Origin of the sequence: Stenotrophomonas sp. ATs4, assembly GCF_051861585.1 — a bacterium.
Lineage (GTDB): Bacteria > Pseudomonadota > Gammaproteobacteria > Xanthomonadales > Xanthomonadaceae > Stenotrophomonas > Stenotrophomonas maltophilia_AS.
On record NZ_JBLYPK010000012.1, the window covers coordinates 44,612 to 66,392 of the forward strand.

Consider the following 21,781-nt stretch of genomic DNA (forward strand, 5'->3'; position numbering starts at 1 on the left):
CCACGCTAGAATGCGCGCATGCGCACCGTACATGCCCTCCGCTACATCACCCCCTTGCGGGAAGGTGGCTCCCTGCCGGCCGTGGTCGAGACCGACGACGACGGCATGGCCGTGCTGAAGTTCCGCGGTGCCGGCCAGGGGCCCAAGGCCCTGATCGCCGAGCTGATCGCGGGCGAAATGGCGCGCACGCTCGAACTGCCGATTCCGGAAATCCTGTTCGTGGAACTGGACCGCGAGTTCGCCCGCACCGAGCCGGACCCCGAGATCCAGGAACTGATCCGCGCCAGCGAAGGCCTGAACCTGGGCCTGGACTACCTGCCCGGCGCGATCAACTACGACCCGGCGGCCATGCCGGTGGATGCCGACCTGGCTTCGCGCATCGTCTGGTTCGATGCATTCACCAGCAATGTCGATCGCACCACGCGCAACCCCAACCTGATGGTGTGGCACCGCAAGCTGTATCTGATCGACCACGGCGCAGCGATGTACTTCCACCACGACTGGGCCAACGCCGGCGATGCCTGCGAGAAGCCGTTCGTGTTGATCCGCGACCACGTGCTGCTGTCATTCGCCAGCCGCATTGCCGACGTGGATGCCGATCTGGCGGCACGCCTGACCGATGCCGAGATCGAGCGGATCGTCGGCCTGGTGCCGGACAGCTGGCTGGTCAACGAGCCGGCGTTCGACAGCCCGCAGGCTTACCGCCAAGGCTACATCAACTATCTCAAGCACCGCCTGAAAGTGCGTGCGGTGTTCGTGCAGGAGGCCCTCCGTGCCCACGCTGCACACGTATGACTACGCGGTCATCCGCGTGGTACCGCGGGTGGAACGTGAGGAGTTCATCAACGTCGGGGTGATCGTCTCCTGCCCTGGCGCACGCCATCTGGAAGCGGCCATCGATATCGATCCGGCACGCCTGCACGCGTTCGCGCCGGCGCTGGACCAGGAGGCGCTGCAGCCGTGGCTGGATGCGATCGTGGCCATCTGCCGTGGCGACGCCAGCGCCGGACCGATCGCACAGCTGCCTGCGCGCGCGCGCTTCCATTTCCTTACCGCCAAGCGCAGCTCGGTCGTGCAGATGTCGAGCACGCATGTGGGCCGCACGGCCGACCCGGCGGGTGTGGTGGAACACTTGATGACGAGGATGGTGCGGGTGCCGGAATGACCGGCACCTGCCGCGGTCACAGCGGCACTCTACGCGCGATGTAGTTGACCACGTTGCCGATCGCATCCGGATCGACATTGGCCAAGCCAACGATCACATAGCCCTGTGCGGGCAGCACCACGATGGCACTGTTCGATCCGGGCGCACCGCCTTCGTGGCCGTACTGGTGTTCTCTGCCCTCGCCCTGCACCACGAAGCCGAATCCATACCAGCCCTTGTGGTTCTGCGCCGTGGTGGCCTGCTGCAGCAATGCAGGTGAGACCAGCTTTCCACCGCGCAATGCCTCGGCGAACTTCACCATGTCGCCCACGGTGCTGTAGCCACCACCGGCTGACATGCCGCGCCAGGGCAGCGACTTCGTTTCACGGGCCCATTGCCCATCCTTCTTCGTATAGGCGACGGCACGCTGCGGGACACTCACTGTTTCCGGCTCGAAGCCGGTACCGCTCATGCCGGACGGGCGCAGGATGTGATCCTCCACATAGGCGTAGTACGACTGCCCTGACACCACTTCGATGATGCGCCCCAATACGATGAAGCCATAGTTCGAGTAGCTGTCCTGGCTGCCCGGCGTGAACTGCGGCGCATCCTTGGCAAAGCGCTGCACGTAGTCATCCAGCGTCTTCAACGACGCGGAATACTGCTCGAAATCATCGCCGAAGAAATCACCCAGACCACTGGTATGTGACAGCAGATGACGTACGGTCACGCTGTTGGCGACCGCCCTGTTCGGATAGTCCGGCAGGTACTTGCCTATCGTGTCATCAAGGCTGAGCTTGCCCTCCTGCACCAACTGCAGGATGGCCACTGCAGTGAACATCTTGTTGGAGGACGCAAGGCGGAACTGGGTATCCGCGCCCACTGGAATGCCAGCGGTGCGATCGGCCTCGCCACCGCGCCAGTCCAGCAGCACCTCGCCGTTGCGTGCCACCTGCAATGCACCCGACAGCGCGTCCTGCGCCCGCAGCGCCTCCAGTTTTGCTGTGGCATCGGCCATCAGCGCAGGCAATGCAACCCGTGCCGGCTTGTACTTGTCCGGCGTTTCAGTGCCTTCGATCTGGAACTGCTTCACATGCTCCGGGCTGGCCGGATCCATGACCGCCGTCACCCACATCGCGCGTTCGTTCATCTGACCCATTACCAGCCGTTTGGCTTGGCCGGGCGTGTTCTCGATTGTTTCCAGCACGCTCAGCGGGCCGGTGCTCTCGCGGAACTCGAGATAGTCCTTGGGACCGCTGCCTTGCTTCTTCGCGTATCTATCGGCGAATGCCTGCAACGCCTCGAGGCTGCCCGCATTGAAGGCCGCAAGCCAGTCATCAATGGCATCCTGCGCACGTGGATGTTCGCGCTCGGAAGGTGTTGCGCCAACTGCCGGAAACGCCGATGTGGCCACAAGGACCAAACAGGCTAGCGCATTGCAGAGAAACAGGCGTCCAACAGCCTTCATGGCAGTTCCTTTGCGGATATCCCTGGACGCATCCTAGACGATGGATCGGCCTGCCGCACCCACACTAGGGACTCTGCCGCAACACCTCAACGGTGACGTTGAATGCCTCGATGCGATGCCAGTCGCCCCGTTCGTGCGGCAGCGATTCCACGCCCATGCCGATCTGATACCGCACCGCGTCCGGACCTTCGCGCCAGTAATAGGGGGCACCGTTGCTCCAACCACAGCAGACATAGCGCAACGCAGGCAGACCGAATGTGGTGTGCAGATAGGCTTCGACCTGCACCGCTTGCGCGCCTGAAACGCGGTAGTGGGCTTCCATGGGTTTGATGTAGGACGCGTCATCCTGGCTGCAGCCTACGTACTGCAGTCCCGGAGGCTTCCGGCCCATCGCCTGCAGGAAATCCTGGCATTCGATATCAGGTCGCGCCAGGCCATCCGCGCGTCCCTGCACCTCCCACTCGGCCAACGCCTGCGCAGGCGTCTGTTGCGCAAGCACGCTGGCGCTGAACAAGGACGCCAGCAACAGGAAGCGTGCGGCATGCTGCGGCAATAGGAGAGGCATCCGGGGCGAATCCTTCGCATGAAGACACGGGAATACTGATCGATGCCATGCTATCGCCTCGCCATCGTCTGCTCGCTGAAACGCGCCACGCAGAAGTCCAGGAAGCTGCGCAGCTTGGGCGTCAGCTGGCGATCGCGCGGATACAGCAGGTTGATCCAGGTCGACATCGGCACGTAGTCCGGCAGCACCTCCACCAGTTCACCACGCGCCAGCGCGGCGGCAAGCATTTCGTAGGGCTGCAGGATCAACCCCAGTCCACCGACGGCCGCGGTCAGCAGCGGCTCCGCCTGATTGACCATGAAGCGGCTGGACACCGGGACGGTCAGCACGCTGCCATCGGCATCGCGGAAACTCCAGCGCGTGCGGATGATCGAATGCGCGAAGCCCAGGCACTCGTGCCGGCTCAGGTCATTGGGATGGGTGATGGCCGGGCGCGAAGCCAGATAGTCCGGCGAGGCACACAGGACCAGCGGATACGGCCCCAGCCGCCGTGCCACCAGCCCGCTGTCGGCCAGGTCACCGGTACGGAACACCAGGTCGTAGCCGTCCTCGACGATGTCCACCAGGCTGTTGGACAGGTTCAGATCGACCTGCACATCCGGGTACTGCTGCAGGTAAGCCACCACCGCCGGGCCGAGCGCGTGCACGCCGAAGGTGACCGGCGCACTGATGCGCAGGCGCCCCATCGGCCGTCCACGCGCCACTTCCGCCAATTGCTCGGCGCCCTCCACCTCCTCCAGGATCACCCGCGCCCGCGCCAGATAGGCCTGGCCAAAGTCGGTCAGGCTCTGCTTGCGCGTGGTCCGGTTGAGCAGACGCACGCCCAGGTGATGCTCCAGCGCCTGGATGTGCTTGCCGACCAGCTGCGGCGACAGGTCCAGTGCCTCGGCAGCCGCGGCGAAGGAGCCGACCTCGGCCACCTTGGCGAAGGTCCGCAAGGGAGCGATCAAGTCCATTGCAAACAATTGTTTTTCAATGAAACACCAGATTACTCCTTATTCTGGATGCAGACTACGCGCACAGTAGCGTCCACCTTTCCGCCGGCCCCAGCGCCGGCCTTGCCCAGGAGCCCCCCCCATGAGCCAGGTTGTCCGCATCCACGAATATGGCAGCGCCGATGTACTGCGCATCGACGACATCGATGTTCCCGCCCCCGCTGCCGATGAGGTCCAGATCCGGGTCAAGGCCATCGGCCTGAACCGCGCCGAGGTGATGTTCCGCAACGGCGCCTATCTGCAGGAAGCGCAGTTCCCCAGCCGGCTGGGCTATGAGGCCGCCGGCGTGGTCGAAGCGGTCGGCAGCGCGGTGAGCGGCTTCGCTGCTGGCGATGCGGTCAGCGTGGTGCCGCCACTGGATATCGCCCGTTGGGGCACCTATGGCGAACTGGCCAACGTGCCCGCGCGACTGGTGGTCAAGCATCCGCAGGCACTGGACTTTGAAACGGCGGCGGCGGTGTGGATGCAGTACGTCACCGCCTGGGGCGCGCTGCTGGAACAGGCACATCTGGCCGCCGGGGATTTCGTCATCATCACCGCCGCCAGCAGCAGCGTCGGCCTGGCCGCCATCCAGATCGCCAACGCCGTGGGCGCCACGCCGATCGCGGTCACCCGTGGCCCGGGCAAGCGCCAGGCGTTGCTCGATGCCGGTGCCGCCCACGTCATCGCCACCCAGGAGCAGGATCTGGTGGCCGAAGTGGCGCGCATCACCAACGGTGCCGGTGCCCGCGTGGTGTTCGATCCGATCGGTGGCCCGCAGTTCGTGCCGCTGACCGAAGCGATGGCCCGTGGCGGCATCCTGCTGGAATACGGCGCACTGAGCAGCGAACCCACGCCGTTCCCGTTGTTCAACGTGCTGGGCAAGTCGCTGACGTTGAAAGGCTATCTGTACTCGGAGATCGTCTCCGACGATGCCGCACTGGCCCGCGCCAAGGCGTTCATCGTCGATGGCCTGGACAAGGGCACGCTGGCACCGAGGATCGCCAAGGTGTTCCCGTTTGCGCAGATCCAGGAGGCTCACCGTTACCTGGAATCGAACGAACAGATCGGCAAGGTGGTGGTCACGGTGTAATCCAGCGTCATGCAATGGGGGCGGCCACAGCCCCCGTTGCGGTTACCTGGGCAACGCAAACGCCATCACGTAATCGCCGTTCGGTGTCTCCATGAAATGGTGGCCGCCAGCCATGATCACCACGTACTGGCGTCCGCCCTGCTCATACACCATTGGATTGGCCTGGCCGCCCGCCGGCAGCTTGGCATGCCACAGCTCCTTGCCGGTCTTCAGGTCGATGGCACGCAGCAGGTCATCGGTGGCAGCGGCGATGAAGATCAGGCCGCTGGCGGTCACCACCGAACCGCCATTGTTCGGCGTGCCGATCTCGATCGGCAGGCCGGAGCGGATGCCGAACGGTCCGTTGCCGCGCGCACTGCCGAACGGTCGGTCCCACAGCAGCTTGCCGGTGCGCAGGTCGATGGCACGGATGCCGCCATAGGGCGGCTGCTTGCACAGCAGGCCAGTGAACGGCAGCCGCCAGCCGGCGTTGACCTGGATGCCGTACGGCGTGCCCACCTGCGGATCGCCGGCCCCCTCGCCACCGCCCTTGTCGGCGCGCACTTTCTCGCGCGGCAGCCAGCCCAGCCGGTCGGCCTCCGCTCTCGGCACCAGCCGGTTGTAGTTGGGCATGTCGTTGTAGTTGGCCACGATCACGCCGCGGCGCGTATCGATGGACACGCTGCCCCAGTCCGAGCCGCCGTTGTAACCGGGGTACTCGATGGAATGGCGATCACTGCTTGGCGGCGTGTAGAAACCTTCGTAGTACGCCTTGCGGAACTGGATGCGGCAGACCAGCTGATCGATCGGGGTGATGCCCCACATGTCACGCTCGGTCAGGTCATGCTCGCGGCGCAGCGTGTGGTACAGCGAGAACAACTGGGTGGGAGAACGCTGCTCGGGCTCGACGCCACCCACCGGTACCTTGCGTTCTTCGGCAGCGGTCAGCAGCTGGCCGTTGCGGCGGTCGAGGATGTACATGTCGCCCTGCTTGGTTGGCAGCAGGATCGCCGGCACCTTGCCGGCCGCTGTCGGGTAGTTGATCAGGCTGGCCTGCGACCCCAGGTCGTAATCCCACACATCCTTGCGCACCGCCTGGAAATGCCACACCGGCTTGCCAGTGGCCACGTCGATCGCCACCAGCGAGGTCGCGTAGCGGTTCTGGTTTTCCGTGCGCGAGCCACTCCAGTAGTCGCCCGCGGAATTGCCCAGCGGCAGGTAGACCAGGCCCAATGCTTCATCACCGGTGGCGGTGGTCCACATGTTGGGGGTGCCGCGCGTATAGGTCTGCTCGCGCGGCGGCAGGCCGTTGCGGTCGGGCTGGTCCATGTCCCACGCCCAGCGCAGCTTGCCGGTGATGGCGTCGTACGCCTGGATCACGCCCGACGGCGCATCGCGGCGCTGTCCGTCCAGCACCTGGTGGCCGGTGACGATCACGCCGCGTACGATGGCCGGCGGCGAGTTGATTGATACGTAGCCGGGCGGCACCTCGCCCATGCCCAGGGTGATGTCGACCTGGCCGTTGTTGCCGAAATTCGCGCAGGGATGGCCGCTGTCCGCGTCCACCGCGATGATGCGACCGTCCAGCGTGCCTTCGATGATGCGTGCCCAGCACGCCGGACGGCTGCCCGGCGCAGCGCTGCGGGTGACGCTGGGCGGTGGCTCCGGCAGGGCCAGATCGGCGGCGACATCAGCCAATGCCGCATCGGCAATGGTCGGCGTGCTGGGCTGCTCGTAGTAGCTCACACCACGGCAGGCCGCGGTATAGGGAATCGAAGCGTCCTTCACCTTGGGGTCGAACCGCCACAGCTCCCTGCCGCTGGCGGCGTCGAGCGCGATCAGGCGATTGCGTGCGGTGCACAGGTACAAGCGGTCGCCAATCTTCAGCGGCGTGGTTTCCGCGCCCCAGCGCTTCTTGGGCATATCGCCGGTACGGAACTGCCAGGCAGGCTGCAGTGTGGTCACGTTGGCCGGAGTGATCTGCTGCAGCGGCGAGTAGCGGGTGCCGGCATTGCTGCGGCCCCAAGCGGGCCAGTCACCCTCGGCAGGTTGGTCGGCCGGCTGCAGGCCGGTGGTGTCGCGGGTCGGTTCGAGGCCGGCACTGGCCGCACCTTCCGGGAACGGTTGATGCCCATCCACTTCACCATGCGGCGCGAACGCGAGACCGAAGGCGGCCACGAACACCAGCATCAGCACGCCCGCCACGCTGCGCGACAGGCGTTTGGAGACCGGGTCGCGCAGCGTCGGTGCCAGCAAGGCCAGCACGATGCCGAGTGCAGTCACCAGGCCCAGCCGCGGCACCCAACGCCAGTAGTCGCTGCCCGACTCCCACCACGTCCACAGCAGCGTTCCAAGGAACACCAGCGCATACAGCAGTGCACCGCTGCGACGGTTGCAGAACAGCAGGATGCCGCTGGCCAGCAGGCCGAACCCGGCGATGGCGTAGTACGCCGAGCCGCCCAGGCTGAGCAGCCATGCGCCGAGCCCACCGATGACCAAGCCGAGCACGACCAGCAGCAGCGACAGGACGGTGACGAGAGGATGGCGGGGCGGAGGCGCGGAAGCAGACTGCGGCGTGGCGGACATCGTCGATCTCCGGGGGCAGCATGCGCCGTTATCCCACCGCCGATGTGAAGCGCGCGCGTATGCGCGAGCCTCGGATACGACGACGCCGGCCCAGGGCCGGCGTCGTCGGGTACCTCAAGCGCACGGCAGGATCACTCCTGCGCGGCATCCTCGCTGGCAGCAGCCGAGGCGCCGTCGGCCGCGGCCGGGGCGGCAGCGGCCACCTCGTCCTCGTCCTCGTCGATCGAGGCATCCATGCGCTCCACCGCCTGCAGCTTCTCGTCCTTGGACAGGCGGATCAGGGTCACGCCCTGGGTGTTGCGGCCGACACGGCTGATTTCCGAGCCACGCGTGCGCACCAGGGTGCCGCCATCGGAGATCAGCAGGACTTCGTCGCCCGACCCCATCAGCACTGCGGCGACCAGCTTGCCGTTGCGCTCGGTGGTCTGGATGCCGATCACGCCCTGCGTGCCACGACCCTTGCGCGGATAGTCCGGCAGCGGGGTGCGCTTGCCATAGCCGTTCTCGGTGGCGGTGAGGATGTACTGCAGGTTGGCGTCGTCGGCACCTTCGATCACCGCATCGCCATTGGCGACGGCTTCCTCGACACCGTTGTCGTCCTCGTTCTCATCCTCGTTGCCGCCAGCACTTTCGGCCACGATCAGGCTGACCACTTCTTCGCCGGCCGGCATCTTGATACCGCGCACGCCAGTGGCGGTACGACCCATCGAGCGGACCTTGTCTTCACCGAAGCGCACGGTCTTGCCGTTGGAAGCGAACAGCAGGATGTCGCGCTCGCCATCGGTCAGGCCGACACCGACCAGGGCATCACCCTCGTCGAGGTTGATCGCGATCTTGCCGCGGGCCAGACGGAAGGCGAATTCGCCCAGCGGGGTCTTCTTGACCGTACCGTTCTTGGTGGCGAAGAACACGAACTGGCCATCGGCGTACTCACGCACCGGCAGTACGGCCTGCACGCGCTCGCCCGGTTCCAGCGGAATCCAGTTGATGATCGGCCGACCGCGGGCGTTGGAACCGGCTTCGGGCAGCTGATAGACCGGCAGCCAGAACACCTTGCCCGAACTGGTGAAGGTCAGCAGCGTGTCATGCGTGTTGACCAGCCACAGCTGCTCGATGAAATCCTCTTCCTTGGTGGACGCTGCACTGCGGCCACGACCACCACGGCGCTGCGCGCGGTACACGCTCACCGGCTGGCGCTTCACGTAGCCGGCATGCGACACGGTGACCACCACGTCTTCCGGCGCGATCAGGTCGAGGATGTCCAGGTCTTCTTCGCTGTGGCGGATTTCGGTACGACGCTCGTCGCCGAACTCGGCCTTGACGCTGATCAGCTCTTCGCGGATCACCTGCAGCAGGCGATCAGGATCTTCCAGGATGTGGATCAGCCCGGCGATCACTTCCAGCAGCTGCTTGTACTCTTCGGTCAGGCGGTCCTGCTCCAACCCGGTCAGGCGGTGCAGGCGCATTTCCAGGATCTGGGTGGCCTGGATCTCGGTCAGCTGGTAGCCGCCTTCGATCAGGCCCACACCCTTGGGCAGGTCATCCGGACGCGAGGCTTCGGCACCGGCAGCGCCCAGCATCGAGCCGACCAGGCCCGGTTCCCAGAGGCGTGCGAGCATCCGCTCGCGCGCTTCACCGGGGTTCGGCGAGGTCTTGATCAGTTCGATCATTTCGTCGATGTTGGCCAGCGCGACGGTCAGGCCTTCCAGCACGTGCGCACGGGCGCGCGCCTTGCGCAGCTCGAACACGGTGCGGCGGGTGACCACTTCGCGACGGTGGCGGACGAACGCCTCCAGCATCTGCTTGAGGTTCATCAACTGCGGACGGCCATCGACCAGCGCCACCATGTTGATGCCGAACACCGATTCCATCTGGGTCTGCTGGTACAGGTTGTTCAGCACAACCTCGGCAGATTCACCGCGCTTGATCTCGATGTAGATGCGCATGCCGTCCTTGTCGGACTCATCGCGCAGCTCGCTGATGCCTTCGATCTTCTTTTCCTTGACCAGCTCGGCGATCTTCTCGATCAGACGCGCCTTGTTCACCTGGTAAGGAATTTCAGTGACGATGATCGATTCGCGGCCATTGTCGGCCACTTCGATGTCCGCCTTGGCACGGATGCGCACACGGCCACGGCCGGTGCGGTAGCCAGCGATGATGCCGGCGGTGCCGTTGATGATGCCCGCAGTCGGGAAATCCGGGCCCGGGATGTACTCCATCAGGCCGTCGACATCGATTTCCGGATTGTCGATCAGCGCGATGCAGGCGTTGATCGATTCGGTCAGGTTGTGCGGCGGGATGTTGGTGGCCATGCCCACCGCGATACCGGCCGAACCATTGACCAGCAGGTTCGGGAACCGGGTCGGCATGACCGTCGGCTCCAGTTCCTTTTCGTCGTAGTTGGGCTGGAAATCGACGGTTTCCTTGTCGATGTCCGCCATCAGCTCGTGCGCAAGGCGCGACATGCGCGCCTCGGTGTATCGCATCGCCGCAGCGGAGTCGCCGTCGACCGAACCGAAGTTACCCTGGCCATCGACCAGCATGTAACGCAGCGAGAACGGCTGCGCCAGGCGCACCAGCGTGTCGTACACCGACTGATCGCCATGCGGGTGGTACTTACCGATGACGTCACCGACGATACGCGCCGACTTGAAGTAGGGCTTGTTGCTGTGTGCGTTGAGTTCATTCATCGCAAACAGCACACGACGATGCACCGGCTTGAGGCCATCGCGCGCATCTGGCAGCGCGCGGCCCACGATCACGCTCATGGCGTAATCGAGGTAGCTCTTGCGCATCTCGTCTTCCAGGTTGACCTGGATGATTTCCTTGGCGGTTTCTGCCATTCGGGTTCCGTTGTCTGGTAGCGGTCCAGTCCGGCACATCCGCCCGTGGGTGGTCGCGCCGGAACCTCGATTCAACCTGTGGATACTACCACAACAGGCCGTTTTCCGCCTCCCTTTACGGGGATTTTACCGGCACAAATCAGGAACTTAGGGGTTGCTGCCGGCCAGCGGCCGGCACTACCGGGGCGCAGGTCGGTAGATCCACGCCATGCGTGGATGGGACCCGCCAGGGGTCAGCCCCCCCCCTCGTGCGGAAATGGATCCGCCCCGTGCCGCGTCAGCCGCCGAAGGCGGTGCGCATGTTCTCGACAGTGGGGTTCAGGATCACGCCACGCTCGGTCACGATGGCATCGATCAGCTCACCCGGGGTCACGTCGAACACGGGATTCCAGGCGGCGATGCCCTCGGCCACGGTGCGGGTGCCACCCACGCCGTACAGCTCGCCCGAGTCGCGCTGCTCGATCTCGATCTGGCTGCCGTCCACGGTTTCCATGTCCACTGTGGAAGACGGAGCCACGACCATGAACTTCACCCCGTGGTGGCGGGCGGCGATGGCCAGCTGATAGGTGCCGATCTTGTTGGCGGTATCGCCATTGGCGCAGATGCGGTCGGCACCGACGATCACCCACTGCACGGCCCCGGTCTTCATCAGGTGCGAAGCCGCAGAGTCGGCGATCAGGGTGGCGTCGATGCCATCCTGCTGCAGTTCCCATACGGTCAGGCGCGCGCCCTGCAGCCACGGCCGGGTCTCGCCGGCGAACACGCGGGCGATGCGATGCTGGGCCATGCCGGCACGGATCACCCCCAAGGCGGTACCGAAGCCAGCGGTGGCCAGCGAGCCGGTGTTGCAGTGGGTCAGCACGCCGCTGCCGGACTCGATCAGCCCAGCACCCAGCGCGCCCATGTGGCGGTTTGCGGCCAGGTCTTCCTCTGCGATGGCCTGCGCCTCTGCCTCCAGCAGCGCCTTCCAATCGGCACCGGCGGCACTCAGGCAACGACGCATGCGCGCCAGTGCCCAGGCAAGGTTCACTGCGGTCGGGCGCGAAGCATTCAGGCGCTGCAGGGCCGGTTCCAGCTGCTGCAGCGCATGCACGCCATCGTCGGCCTGCACGTCACGCGCGGCCAGTACCACGCCCCAGGCCGCGGCAATACCAATCGCCGGCGCGCCTCGCACGGTCAGCGCATGGATCGCCGCAGCAACCTCGTCACTGTCATGGCAGACCACGTGTTCAACCACGAACGGCAGCTTGCGCTGGTCCAGCAGTTGCAGGGCATCACCGGTCCAGAGGATCGGTCGGATGTGGTCGTAACGGGCGTAGTCGATGTCGGAGGCAGTGTTCATGGGCCCATTGTAGGGCCACGCCCGGCGTGGTTGGAGCCTGCCCGGGCTCAATTCACCGAGAATTCCGCGCGGCAGCCGCCGTCCACCCAGATCCCGTTGCGGTTCCAGCCCCAGGTGTTGCCTTCCTCGCACGGGGTGCTGGACAGCTGCTCGGTGACGACCGCTCCGACAGAGATGCTGGCACCGCAGAAGCGGCGCTTCTTCGACTTCGATTCGCAGGTCAGGCGCCTCGGCACGTCAACGAAACGACCCTCGTCATCGGCGACTTCGAAATCGCCCTGGCAACCACGCGTGGTCCAGACTTCGTTGCGCTTGTAGCCCCAGCCCTGCCCCTCCCGGCACGGAAGCACCGACAACTGGCGCAGCAGGCGCACCGGGGCACCATCAAGCCGCACCGGGCAGCTCTGCGGACGGCCGTTCGACTCACAGCGCACCACACGGCGGACCAGGCGCTTGCCCTGGCTGCTGGCCGGCGCCGCCGCACCCGGCGCGGGGCGCGCACGGAATTCGGCACGGCAGCCAAGAGTGACCCACACGCCACTGCGGTCGGTCCCCCACTCGCTGCCGCGGATGCAGCTGTTGCTGGACAGCTGACGGACCAGGTCGATGCCGTTGCTGACATCGATATCGCAGTGCACCCAGGCCATGTCACGCGATTCGCAGGTCACCACTTCGCCGTCATAGCCGGTCTGCTGGGCCAACGCAGACGACGGTGCGAACGCCCCCCATATCGCGAGGGAGTACACCGGTGCAGCGACAACCGCGAACCACTTGACCAAAGGCTTCCCCACGAGACTGGATGAACTGCCATGCCAGTGTGAGGCACGTGGGATGATGAGAGCATCATCCTGCTTGCTGAATCAAGCGCGAAAACCGTCGATTCCGTTCAGCCTGAAGATTTCGGAAAAACCCGGAAAACTCAGGCGTGGGCAAAATCGTAGGCCAGCACATCGGCGATGCGCGGCGTGCGGTTCATGGCCATCAGCAGGCGATCGATGCCCACCGCCACGCCGGCGCAGGCCGGCATCGACGGCAACGCCGCCAGCAGCGCCTCGTCCAGCGCTGGCTGCACCTGCCCGCGCGCGTGCCGACGCTGCAGATCACCCTGGAAGCGCGCACGCTGCTCCTGCGCGTCATTCAGCTCGTGATAGCCGTTGGCCAGTTCCACTGAACCCAGGTACAACTCGAAACGCTCGGCCAACGGCGGCGTACCGGCACGGATGCGTGCCAGCGCGGCCTGGCTGGCCGGCCAATCGTGGACCACGGTCATGACCGCGTCATCGAAGTGCGGTTGGATGTGATGGGTCATCAGCAGGTCCAACCAATCGTCACGGGTCAACCCGACCGGATCGATATGCACGTCGCCGAGTGCGGCACGCAGCGCGGCTTCATCGGCATCGAACGGATCCACGCCTACGTACTGCTGGAACAGTTCGCGATAGCTCATCACCCGCAGGCGGGCACTGCGCCCGACCAGCGCCAATGCCTGGCCCACCAGCTCGGCGGTTTCCTGCACCAGGCGATGGTGATCCCAGCCGACCCGGTACCACTCCAGCATGGTGAACTCCGGATTGTGGCGGCCGCCAGCTTCGCCGTTGCGGAACACACGGCCCAGCTCATAGCAGTCGCCGACGCCTGCAGCGAGCAGGCGCTTGAGCGGATACTCCGGTGAGGTTCGCAGCCAGCGCCGGCGGCCACCGGCATCGACATGCCCGGTGAAGTCGGTGTGGAAGCTGTCGATGTTGGGTTCGGTATTGCCGGCCACCGACAGGATCGGGGTTTCCACTTCCAGCACATCGCGCTCGGCGAAGAAGCGGCGCACCAGCGCGTTCAGCGCGGCCCGCTGCTGCAGCGCGCGCAACAGGGCCTCGCTCACAGGATGCCCTCCGGACGCGGATGGTCCAGCGGCAGGGTGAGCAGGTCGCGGGTGTCATCGATGTAACCGCTGGCCAGGTACAGGCGACGGGCCAGTTCGTTGTGGTGGTTCACTTCCAGGCGCAGGCGACTGACGCCTCGCCCTCGTGCGCGCTGTTCACAGATGGCCAGCGCCCGCTTGCCACGGCCACGACCGCGCGCGCGATGGCTCAGGTACAGCTCGTCCAGCAGCATGAAGTGGCCACCCTGTTCCAGGCTGAAGCCCATTGCGATCACCGCGTAACCCACTACGTCACCCGCCTCGTCCAGCCACAACAGCACTTCGCCATTGCGCGGATCGGCCAGCAGCGCATCCACGCCGCGACGCACGCGTGCGTCGTCGAAGTCAATCTTGTCTTCGGCATAGAACTCGCGCATCAGCGCAATCAACAACTCCTCATCGGCGCGGGTAGCCAGGCGGAAGTCCAGCGGGGCGGTCTGCATCGGTATTCCTTCGTGTTTCATGCCGGGCGCAGGCGCGCCGGGCGGGGGCTTCATTCGTGTTCGGCGAGATAGGCCAGCAGGCGGTCTTCGTCCCACACCGGCACACCCAGCGACTGCGCCTTGTCCAGCTTGGAACCGGCTTCGGTACCGGCCACCACGAAGCTGGTCTTCTTCGAGACACTGCCGGAGACTTTGGCACCCAGTGCTTCCAGGCGCTCCTTGGCGGCATCGCGGGTTAGCTGGGCCAGGGTGCCGGTCAGCACCACGGTCTGCCCATCCAGCGGACCGGACACGACCTCGGCCAGCGCCGGTGCCTTGGCCAGGATCTGCTGCATCGCCTTCTCGGCCGCCAGCAGCATGGCGCCATGGCCCTCGGCATCGAGCCACTCGGCCAGGCCTCGCGCGGTGTCGTCGGGCAGACCGGCGTTGACGAACTGGCCATGCTCGGCGTCGAGCACGGCCTGCGCGCTTGGCAGCGCAGTCACCAGCTTCTCGGCGCGCAGGCGGGTGATGCCGGGAATTTCCGACTCGACCAACAGCTGCGCCAGATCCAGGCCCTCGCGCAGCTTGGCGCTGGGTGCATGCACATCGCTGATCCGTACCTGGCCAACCTGCAGCAGGTCATCGATGGCCTGCTGGTTGCCCTGCTGCTCGAAGAAGTGGCCGAGCGAACGGGCCACTTCGCCACCGATGTCCGGCACACGCTTGAACAACGGCCACGGCAGGTGGCGGATCAGCTCCAGGTCACCGAACCACTGCGCCAGCGCCTTGGCGGTGCTCTCGCCAACGTGTTCGATGCCCAGTGCGAACAGCAGGCGTTCGAGCGTGGCAGCACGGCTGGCGTCAATCGCCGCGATCAGGTTGTCGGCCCACTTGGTGGCGATCTTCTTCGTGTTCCATTCGAAGCTGGCCGGCTGCACCAGCGCCTGCGCGCGCCAGCCCGGATCGCTGCCATCCAGCTTGAGCACGGCGTTGAGTACCACGCCGCTGCCTTCGGCCGGCAGGTGCAGCTTCAGCGCGGCAGCCAGTGCAGATGGGTCCTCCGCATCCAACACCAGTTTCAGGTGCAGCAGCTGGTCGCGACTGAGCCGATACAGGTCGGCCACGCTCTTGACGATCCCGGCGTCAACCAGGGTTTCGATGTACTTGTCGCCCAGGCCATCGATGTCCATCGCACGGCGCGAGGCGAAGTGCGCAATGGCTTCCTTGCGCTGCGCCGGGCAGGACAGTTCGCCGGAACAACGCCAGGCTGCCGCCCCCTCCTCGCGCACGATTTCCGAACCGCACACCGGGCAGCGCGTCGGCATCTGCCACGGCGTGGTGCCCTGCGGGCGACGGTCGAGGATGACGCTGACCACTTCCGGGATCACGTCACCGGCACGACGCACGATCACGCTGTCACCCACCCGTACATCAAGGCGCGCGATCTGGTCGGCGTTGTGCAGGGTGGCGTTGGACACGATCACCCCGGCCACCGCCACCGGCGCCAACCGTGCAACCGGCGTGGCCGCACCGGTACGGCCGATCTGGATCTCGATCGCCTCCACCGTGGTGCTCTGTTCCTGTGCCGGGAACTTGTGCGCGATGGCCCAGCGCGGGGCACGCGAGACAAAGCCCATGGCCTGCTGGCCGGCGCGGTCATCCAGCTTGTAGACCACGCCGTCGATGTCGAATGGCAGGCCGTCGCGACGCTCGCCGATATCACGGTAGTAGCCGAGCAGGCCGTCGGTGCCTTCCACCACCTTGCACAATTCACTGACCGGGAAGCCCCAGGCACCGAGCTGGGCCAGCGTACCCGAATGGGTGTCGGGCAGCTCGCCGCCCTGCACTTCGCCGGTGCCATAGGCAAAGAAACTCAGCCTGCGCTGTGCGCTGATCTTCGGGTCGAGCTGGCGCAGCGAACCAGCCGCAGCGTTGCGCGGATTGGCCAGCACCTTGCCGCCCTGCAGGCGTGCACGTTCGTTGTAGGCCTCGAAGTCGGCGCGGGCCATGTAGACCTCGCCGCGCACTTCCAGCACGTCCGGCCAGTCCTTGCCGTGCAGGCGTTTGGGAACATCTCCAATCTCGCGCAGATTGGCGGTCACGTCCTCGCCGGTGCTGCCATCGCCGCGGGTCGCGCCCAACACGAAATGCCCCTCTTCGTAGCGTAGGCTGATCGCCAGTCCGTCCATCTTCGGTTCGGCCGAGAACCGCAGGCTGCGACGCCCCAGGCGCTCATCGATACGGCGTACGAAGTCGGCCACTTCCTCATCACTGAAGGCATTGGACAGCGACAGCATCGGCACCGCATGACGCACCTCGGCGAAGCGACCGGACGGACGCGCACCGACCTGCTGGGTCGGGCTGTCGGCACGGGCCAGTTCCGGATGCTCGCGCTCCAGCGACTCCAGCTCGCGCACCATCCGGTCGTAGTCGACGTCGGGGATCTCCGGCGCATCCAGCTCGTGGTAGGCGCGGTTGGCCTGGGCGATCTGCCGGCGAAGGTCTTCGGCGCGTTCGGCGGGGCTGGGGCTCATCGGGATCCGGTGGTTCTGGGATGGCAGGGGATTCTACCGTGCCCGGGCGTCAGGCCCTGTAGTGCCCACGCCTTTGCAGCGTCGAGCCGTGCTCGACGGGCGTTCTCCGCTCCGGCAGGTGCCAACCTTGGTTGGCACGTCTGCAGTCGAGCCACGCTCGACTCTACAGAACCCCATCCACGCATGGCGTGGATCTACCGGAGGGGTGCCGACGTGCATCCGTCGGGGTGGGTGCCGACGTGCATCCATCGGGGTGGGTGCCGACATGCATCCATCGGGGTGGGTGCCGACGTGCATCCATCGGGGTGGGTGCCGACGTGCATCCATCGGGGTGGGTGCCGACGTACATCCATCGGGGTGGGTGCCGACCGTTGGTCGGCACGCCAGAACCGCCGCGCTTACCAGCGCGGGGTCTTGGTCAGCGGCGGCGCCTGGTGCTGGCGGTCATAGGCACGCAGTTCATCGCGGATGTGTGCGATGCGCTGGCGGCCCAGGGCATTGCGGCTGTCATCCAGCACCACGCCGTCGAGCAGTTCGGCCATGCGCTGCACGGTCGGCAGCATCTTCTCCCACGCATCCAGCGCGGTCAGCGGCGCCGGCAGGGTCAGGAAGAAGGCGATGGCCGGGGTCTCCATGGCGCGGATGTTGGCCATGTCGAAGCTGCCCGGATTGATGACGCTGGCCATCGAGAAGATCGGTCCACGCTCGGGGTAACCCTCCACCAGGCGATGGAACACGTTCATATGGCCGAACACCAGGCCGGTCTTCTCGGCAGCCACCACGATGTCCTCGCCACGCAGCTGCTCACCGGCGCGGGCCGCCACCAGCAGCGAAACGATCTTGTCGAAATCCTGAGTGGCGCGCTTGCCGAGGTCGCTGGCCGCGCCCAGATCGGTGTCGGGCAGGCCGAGCTCGGCCTGCTCGCCTTCCCCGCCCATGCCGGGTTCAATGCGGCCATCGGCCACGGGTATGCCGTCGTCGCCCAGCACCGGCTCGCGACGTTCGCCGCTGGTCGGTTCCGCGCCTTCCACGCGACGCCCCTGGGGCTTCTTTTTCGGACGGCCAAACAGGAAGATCGCGGCGATCAACAGCAGGCCGGCGGCCAGGATGCCGATGCGCAACAGTGCCGTGTCGGACATTCGATAGGTTCTCCGGCTAGTTCATTCAGGTAACTAGGATGGCACGTCAGGCCGCGCCCGCCAATCGTGCAGCTTCTTCCAGGTCCACGCTGACCAGGCGGCTGACGCCCGGCTCGCGCATCGTCACGCCCGACAGCTGGTGCGCAGCCTCCATCGTCGCCTTGTTATGGCTGACGAACAGGAACTGCACTTTCTCGCTCATTTCCTTGACCATGTTCGCCAGGCGGCCGACGTTGGCCTCGTCCAGCGGCGCGTCCACTTCGTCCAGCAGGCAGAACGGCGCAGGATTCAGCTGGAAGATGGCAAACACCAGCGCCACGGCGGTCATCGCCTTCTCGCCACCGGACAGCAGCGAGATGCTGGACACGCGCTTGCCCGGCGGGCGCGCCATGATGGTCACGCCAGTGTCGAGCAGGTCTTCACCGGTCAGTTCCAGATAGGCATGGCCGCCGCCGAACAGGCGCGGGTACAGCGCCTGTACGCCGGCATTGACGCGGTCGAAGGTGTCCTTGAAGCGGCCGCGGGTCTCGCGGTCGATCTTGCGGATGGCATCTTCCAGGGTCTCCAGCGCAGTGGTCAGGTCCACATGCTGGGCATCCAGGTACTCCGAACGCTGCGAAGCTTCCCCGTACTCGTGGATGGCGGCGAGGTTGACCGGCTCCAGCCGGCGCATGCGGCCGTCGATCTGGTGCACGGCCTGCTCCCAGTCCCCAAGGCGGGCGTCTTCGGGCAACGCGTTGAGCACATCCGGCATCACGAAACCGGCCTTCTCCACTGCGGCCTGCAGGGTATCGGCACTGAGCACCAGCGCCTGCTGGTCCAGCTTGCGCTGCGAAATGCGCTCACGCTGGGCCAGTGCCTGTTCGTCGCGCTGATGGCGGGTCTGTTCGTAATTGCGCAGCTCGGCGTCGATGCCGTCCAGCAAGGTGCGCGCCTCGGTCAGCACGCGGTCGGCCCGTACACGCTCTTCCAGTGCATTCTGATGCTCGGCCTGCAGCGATTCGACCGGCGAATCCCCCTCATCCAACTGAGAGTGCAGTTCGCCAAGACGTGAATCAAGCTGCCCGCGCTGGGTGCCCATGCGCTCCAGCGCCTGGCTCAGTGAGGCCAGCTGCGCCCGCTGCGATTCCAGGGTCAGGGCCAGCGAATGCGAACGTTCACGCACCGCACGTGCGGCGTCGCGGGCCAGGTCGCGAGCCTCGGTCAGCTGGCGGCGCTCGCCCTCCAATCCCTGCCGGATCGATTCCAGATCGCCCATGCTGCTGACTGCGTTTTCCAACCGCGAGCGCGCTTCACGCGCCTGCTCGTTGTTGGCGTCCAGCGTTTCCTGCAGCTGCTTCAGCTCGCCTTCGATACGATCGATGCGCGTGCGTGCGGCTTCCACCTTGCCTTGCTGGCCCTGCAGCTGGCCAGCCAGTTCAGAGACTGCACGATGGGCCTGGTACAGCGCACGCTGCGCGTCTTCGCGCTGCTGTTCGGCTGCCTGCAACTGCTCGCGGAAACCGCTCAGCTGCTCTTCCAGCTCGGCCTCGCGGTCCTGCAGCTGCTCGATCTGCTCACGCAGCTCGTTGATTTCCCGCTCGCGCAGCAGCGCGCCCTGCTCGGCCGCACCGGAGCGCGATACACGCACCCAGCCCTGGCCCAGGCGCTCGCCGCCCAGGGTGATGATCGAATCGCCTTCAGGCAGGCTGGCCTGCAACGCCTTCGCCTCGGACAGGTCCTTGGCAGCATGCAGGTGCGCCAGCAGGCGACGGATCGCCGCCGGTCCGCGCACGCGCGCAGCCAGTGAGGTCGGTGCGACCTTCAGCTCGGCGCCATTGTTGGCGACCAGCGCAATATGACCGTCGCCGAGTTCGCCCAGGGCATCGACCAGGCTGGCCGGGTCATCGACCAGCACGCCTTCGATCAACTGACCCAGTGCGCTCTCCACCGCGTTTTCCCAGCCGGCATCAACGTCCAGGCGCTCGCCGACACGCGCCGCCGAATCCAGCCCGCGCGCCTTCAGCCAGGCGACGGCAGCGCCCTGCTCCTGGCCAAACGCAGCCTGCTGCAGGGCTTCCAGCGAGGCCAGGCGACCACGCAGGCCATTGGCCTGCTTGCGCAGCTCGGCCAGTTCGTTCTGGCCATTGCGCTGCTGCTCCTGCACCTCAGCCACGCCCTGCTTGCGCTGCTCGACGTCTTCGCTCAGTTCGTCCAGCGCGGTCTTCTGCGTGTCGTGCTGCAGGTGCAGCTGCTCGAAGGCCTCTTCCAGTGCATCCACGTCCAGCCCGGCGCGCTCGGCGGCCAGGGCTTCACGGCGACGATCGGCGTCAAGGGTCTGCTTGTCGAGATAGTCCACGCGGGTACGCTCGACATCGCCGGCGCGCGAGGCTTCCGAACTCTGCGAAGTGTGCTGCTCCCAGCGCTGCTGCCAGCTGGTCAGCCGGTCTTCGGCCTCACGCAGGCTTTCCTGCTTGATCTCGTTCTCTTCCTGCAGTTCTTCCAGCTGTGGGGTGGCGGCCTCCACCGCTTCGCGCAGCACCATCAGCTTGGCCTCGTCGCCACTGATGTGCTGGCCCAGTTCGGCCAGTGCCTGGCGGGTTTCATCGCGCGCCTTGTGCAGGCGCTGCGACAGCTCGCGCTGGTGCTGGATCTGCTGTTCCACACGCGCCAGCGTGCTGCCGACCTGGTAGACCGCAGCCTGCGCGGTATTGAGCGCGTCGGCAGCCTCTTCGCGACGCACGCGCGAGGTCTCGATGCGCGCTTCGGCATCGCGCTGGTCGGCGATCAGCTGCTGAAGCTTGGTTTCTTCCTGCGACAGCCCTTCGCGCAGCTTCGAAAGCCGGCCATCAAGACCGCGGAATTCCAGCGCCTTCCACTCCGCATCCTTGACCCGGCGCTCTTCCTGCAATGCCTGATACTGCTCTGCCTGGCGGGCCTGGCGCTTGAGATGCTCCAGCTGCTTGCTGATTTCATCGCGCAGGTCACCCAGCCGGTCCAGGTTCTCGCGGGTGTGGCGGATGCGGGTCTCGGTTTCCTTGCGGCGCTCCTTGTACTTGGAGATGCCGGCCGCCTCTTCCAGGTACACGCGCAGGTCTTCCGGGCGCGCTTCGATGATCTGGCTGATCATGCCCTGCTCGATGATCGAGTAGCTGCGCGGGCCCAGGCCGGTGCCGAGGAACAGGTCGGTGATGTCGCGGCGGCGGCACTTGGTGCCGTTGAGGTAGTAATTGCTGGTGCCGTCGCGGCTGACCGTACGCTTGACCGAGATCTCGTTGAACGAGGCGTACTCGCCCGAGATCGTGTGGTCGGAGTTGTCGAAGATCAGCTCGACGGTGGCCTGCGAGACCGGCTTGCGGGCGTTGGAACCGGAGAAGATCACGTCGGTCAGCGAGTCGCCACGCAGGCGGCTGGCCGAGCTCTCGCCCATGACCCAGCGCACGGCGTCGATGATGTTCGACTTGCCGCAGCCATTGGGCCCCACCACGCCGGTCATATTGGTCGGCAGGTGCAGCGTGGTCGGATCGACGAACGACTTGAAGCCGGACAGCTTGATCGTGGAAAGACGCATGGCGTGATTGGGTTCCAACAGGCGCCCTAGGGGCGTCCGTATTGTGGATGTCAGGTCAGCCAGCACCTCAAGCCATTGATTTCAAAAGAATTCAATGAAGCCAAGGGTGACACAATGGAATGAGTATAACGGCGCGAATGTTCCACGGGCGGGATGACCGGCTCTGAGCGCGCTTGAAATGGGTCCAGATGTCGCTTTGCGCCTGGCGCGACGGATTTCCAAGC

Annotated in this window: 15 protein-coding genes; 3 read left to right on the plus strand and 12 right to left on the minus strand. The window is 65.8% G+C overall.

Translation table 11 applies throughout. The features are described 5' to 3' along the window. Positions 1-18: 18 nt before the first annotated feature. Together ABR323_RS19195 and ABR323_RS19200 are read left to right on the plus strand one after the other, a co-directional pair. Positions 19-795, plus strand: coding sequence for a HipA family kinase (locus tag ABR323_RS19195; protein WP_439450444.1), 777 nt, complete (start codon positions 19-21; stop codon positions 793-795). Further along, positions 773-1,165, plus strand: coding sequence for a DUF3037 domain-containing protein (locus tag ABR323_RS19200; RefSeq protein ID WP_439450445.1), 393 nt, complete (start codon positions 773-775; stop codon positions 1,163-1,165). The genes ABR323_RS19195 and ABR323_RS19200 overlap by 23 nt, the downstream gene beginning before the upstream one ends. 16 nt (positions 1,166-1,181) lie before the next feature. Here ABR323_RS19200 and ABR323_RS19205 read toward each other — a convergent pair whose 3' ends face one another. From ABR323_RS19205 to ABR323_RS19215, 3 genes are all read right to left on the minus strand, one after another. Beyond that, entirely contained in the window at positions 1,182-2,612 is a 1,431-nt protein-coding gene (locus ABR323_RS19205) for a serine hydrolase domain-containing protein (protein WP_439450446.1), read from the minus strand. 64 nt (positions 2,613-2,676) lie between these two features. Then, the gene (locus ABR323_RS19210; RefSeq protein ID WP_439450447.1) at positions 2,677-3,177 is read right to left on the minus strand and encodes a DUF4952 domain-containing protein; all 501 of its coding nucleotides are present in this window, start codon (positions 3,175-3,177) and stop codon (positions 2,677-2,679) included. Between the two features lie 50 nt (positions 3,178-3,227). Continuing rightward, complete coding sequence (locus ABR323_RS19215; RefSeq protein WP_439450448.1) at positions 3,228-4,133, minus strand: LysR family transcriptional regulator; 906 nt, start codon at positions 4,131-4,133, stop codon at positions 3,228-3,230. Between the two features lie 121 nt (positions 4,134-4,254). On the opposite strand from ABR323_RS19215, the gene ABR323_RS19220 reads away from it, so the two are divergent. Then, positions 4,255-5,244 carry a zinc-dependent alcohol dehydrogenase family protein gene (locus ABR323_RS19220; RefSeq protein WP_439450449.1) on the plus strand — a complete coding sequence of 330 codons (990 nt, stop codon included), beginning with the start codon at positions 4,255-4,257 and terminating at the stop codon, positions 5,242-5,244. 42 nt (positions 5,245-5,286) lie between these two features. Here the strand turns inward: ABR323_RS19220 and ABR323_RS19225 are convergent, their stop codons facing one another. The 9 genes from ABR323_RS19225 to smc form a co-directional block, all read right to left on the minus strand. After that, entirely contained in the window at positions 5,287-7,809 is a 2,523-nt protein-coding gene (locus ABR323_RS19225) for a membrane-bound PQQ-dependent dehydrogenase, glucose/quinate/shikimate family (protein ID WP_439450450.1), read from the minus strand. A 131-nt stretch (positions 7,810-7,940) separates the two neighbouring features. Further along, the gene (gene gyrA, locus ABR323_RS19230; protein ID WP_135274368.1) at positions 7,941-10,652 is read right to left on the minus strand and encodes a DNA gyrase subunit A; all 2,712 of its coding nucleotides are present in this window, start codon (positions 10,650-10,652) and stop codon (positions 7,941-7,943) included. 277 nt (positions 10,653-10,929) lie between these two features. Further along, a complete protein-coding gene (gene mtnA / locus ABR323_RS19235; RefSeq protein WP_439450451.1) occupies positions 10,930-11,994 on the minus strand; it encodes an S-methyl-5-thioribose-1-phosphate isomerase in 1,065 nt (354 codons plus the stop codon). Between the two features lie 47 nt (positions 11,995-12,041). Beyond that, positions 12,042-12,773, minus strand: a complete 732-nt coding sequence (locus tag ABR323_RS19240) for a DUF3011 domain-containing protein (protein WP_135274370.1) — start codon at positions 12,771-12,773, stop codon at positions 12,042-12,044. 140 nt (positions 12,774-12,913) lie between these two features. Next, positions 12,914-13,870, minus strand: coding sequence for an EF-P lysine aminoacylase EpmA (epmA, locus tag ABR323_RS19245; RefSeq protein ID WP_439450452.1), 957 nt, complete (start codon positions 13,868-13,870; stop codon positions 12,914-12,916). Then, entirely contained in the window at positions 13,867-14,352 is a 486-nt protein-coding gene (locus ABR323_RS19250) for a GNAT family N-acetyltransferase (protein WP_439450453.1), read from the minus strand. The genes epmA and ABR323_RS19250 overlap by 4 nt, the downstream gene beginning before the upstream one ends. 50 nt (positions 14,353-14,402) lie before the next feature. Further along, positions 14,403-16,874: an NAD-dependent DNA ligase LigA gene (ligA, locus tag ABR323_RS19255; RefSeq protein ID WP_439450499.1), complete on the minus strand. Its 2,472-nt coding sequence runs from the start codon at positions 16,872-16,874 to the stop codon at positions 14,403-14,405. Between the two features lie 392 nt (positions 16,875-17,266). Further along, entirely contained in the window at positions 17,267-18,007 is a 741-nt protein-coding gene (gene zipA / locus ABR323_RS19260; protein ID WP_439450454.1) for a cell division protein ZipA, read from the minus strand. Positions 18,008-18,053: 46 nt separating this feature from the next. Further along, a complete protein-coding gene (smc, locus tag ABR323_RS19265) occupies positions 18,054-21,557 on the minus strand; it encodes a chromosome segregation protein SMC (protein WP_439450455.1) in 3,504 nt (1,167 codons plus the stop codon). Between the last annotated feature and the right edge of the window lie 224 nt (positions 21,558-21,781).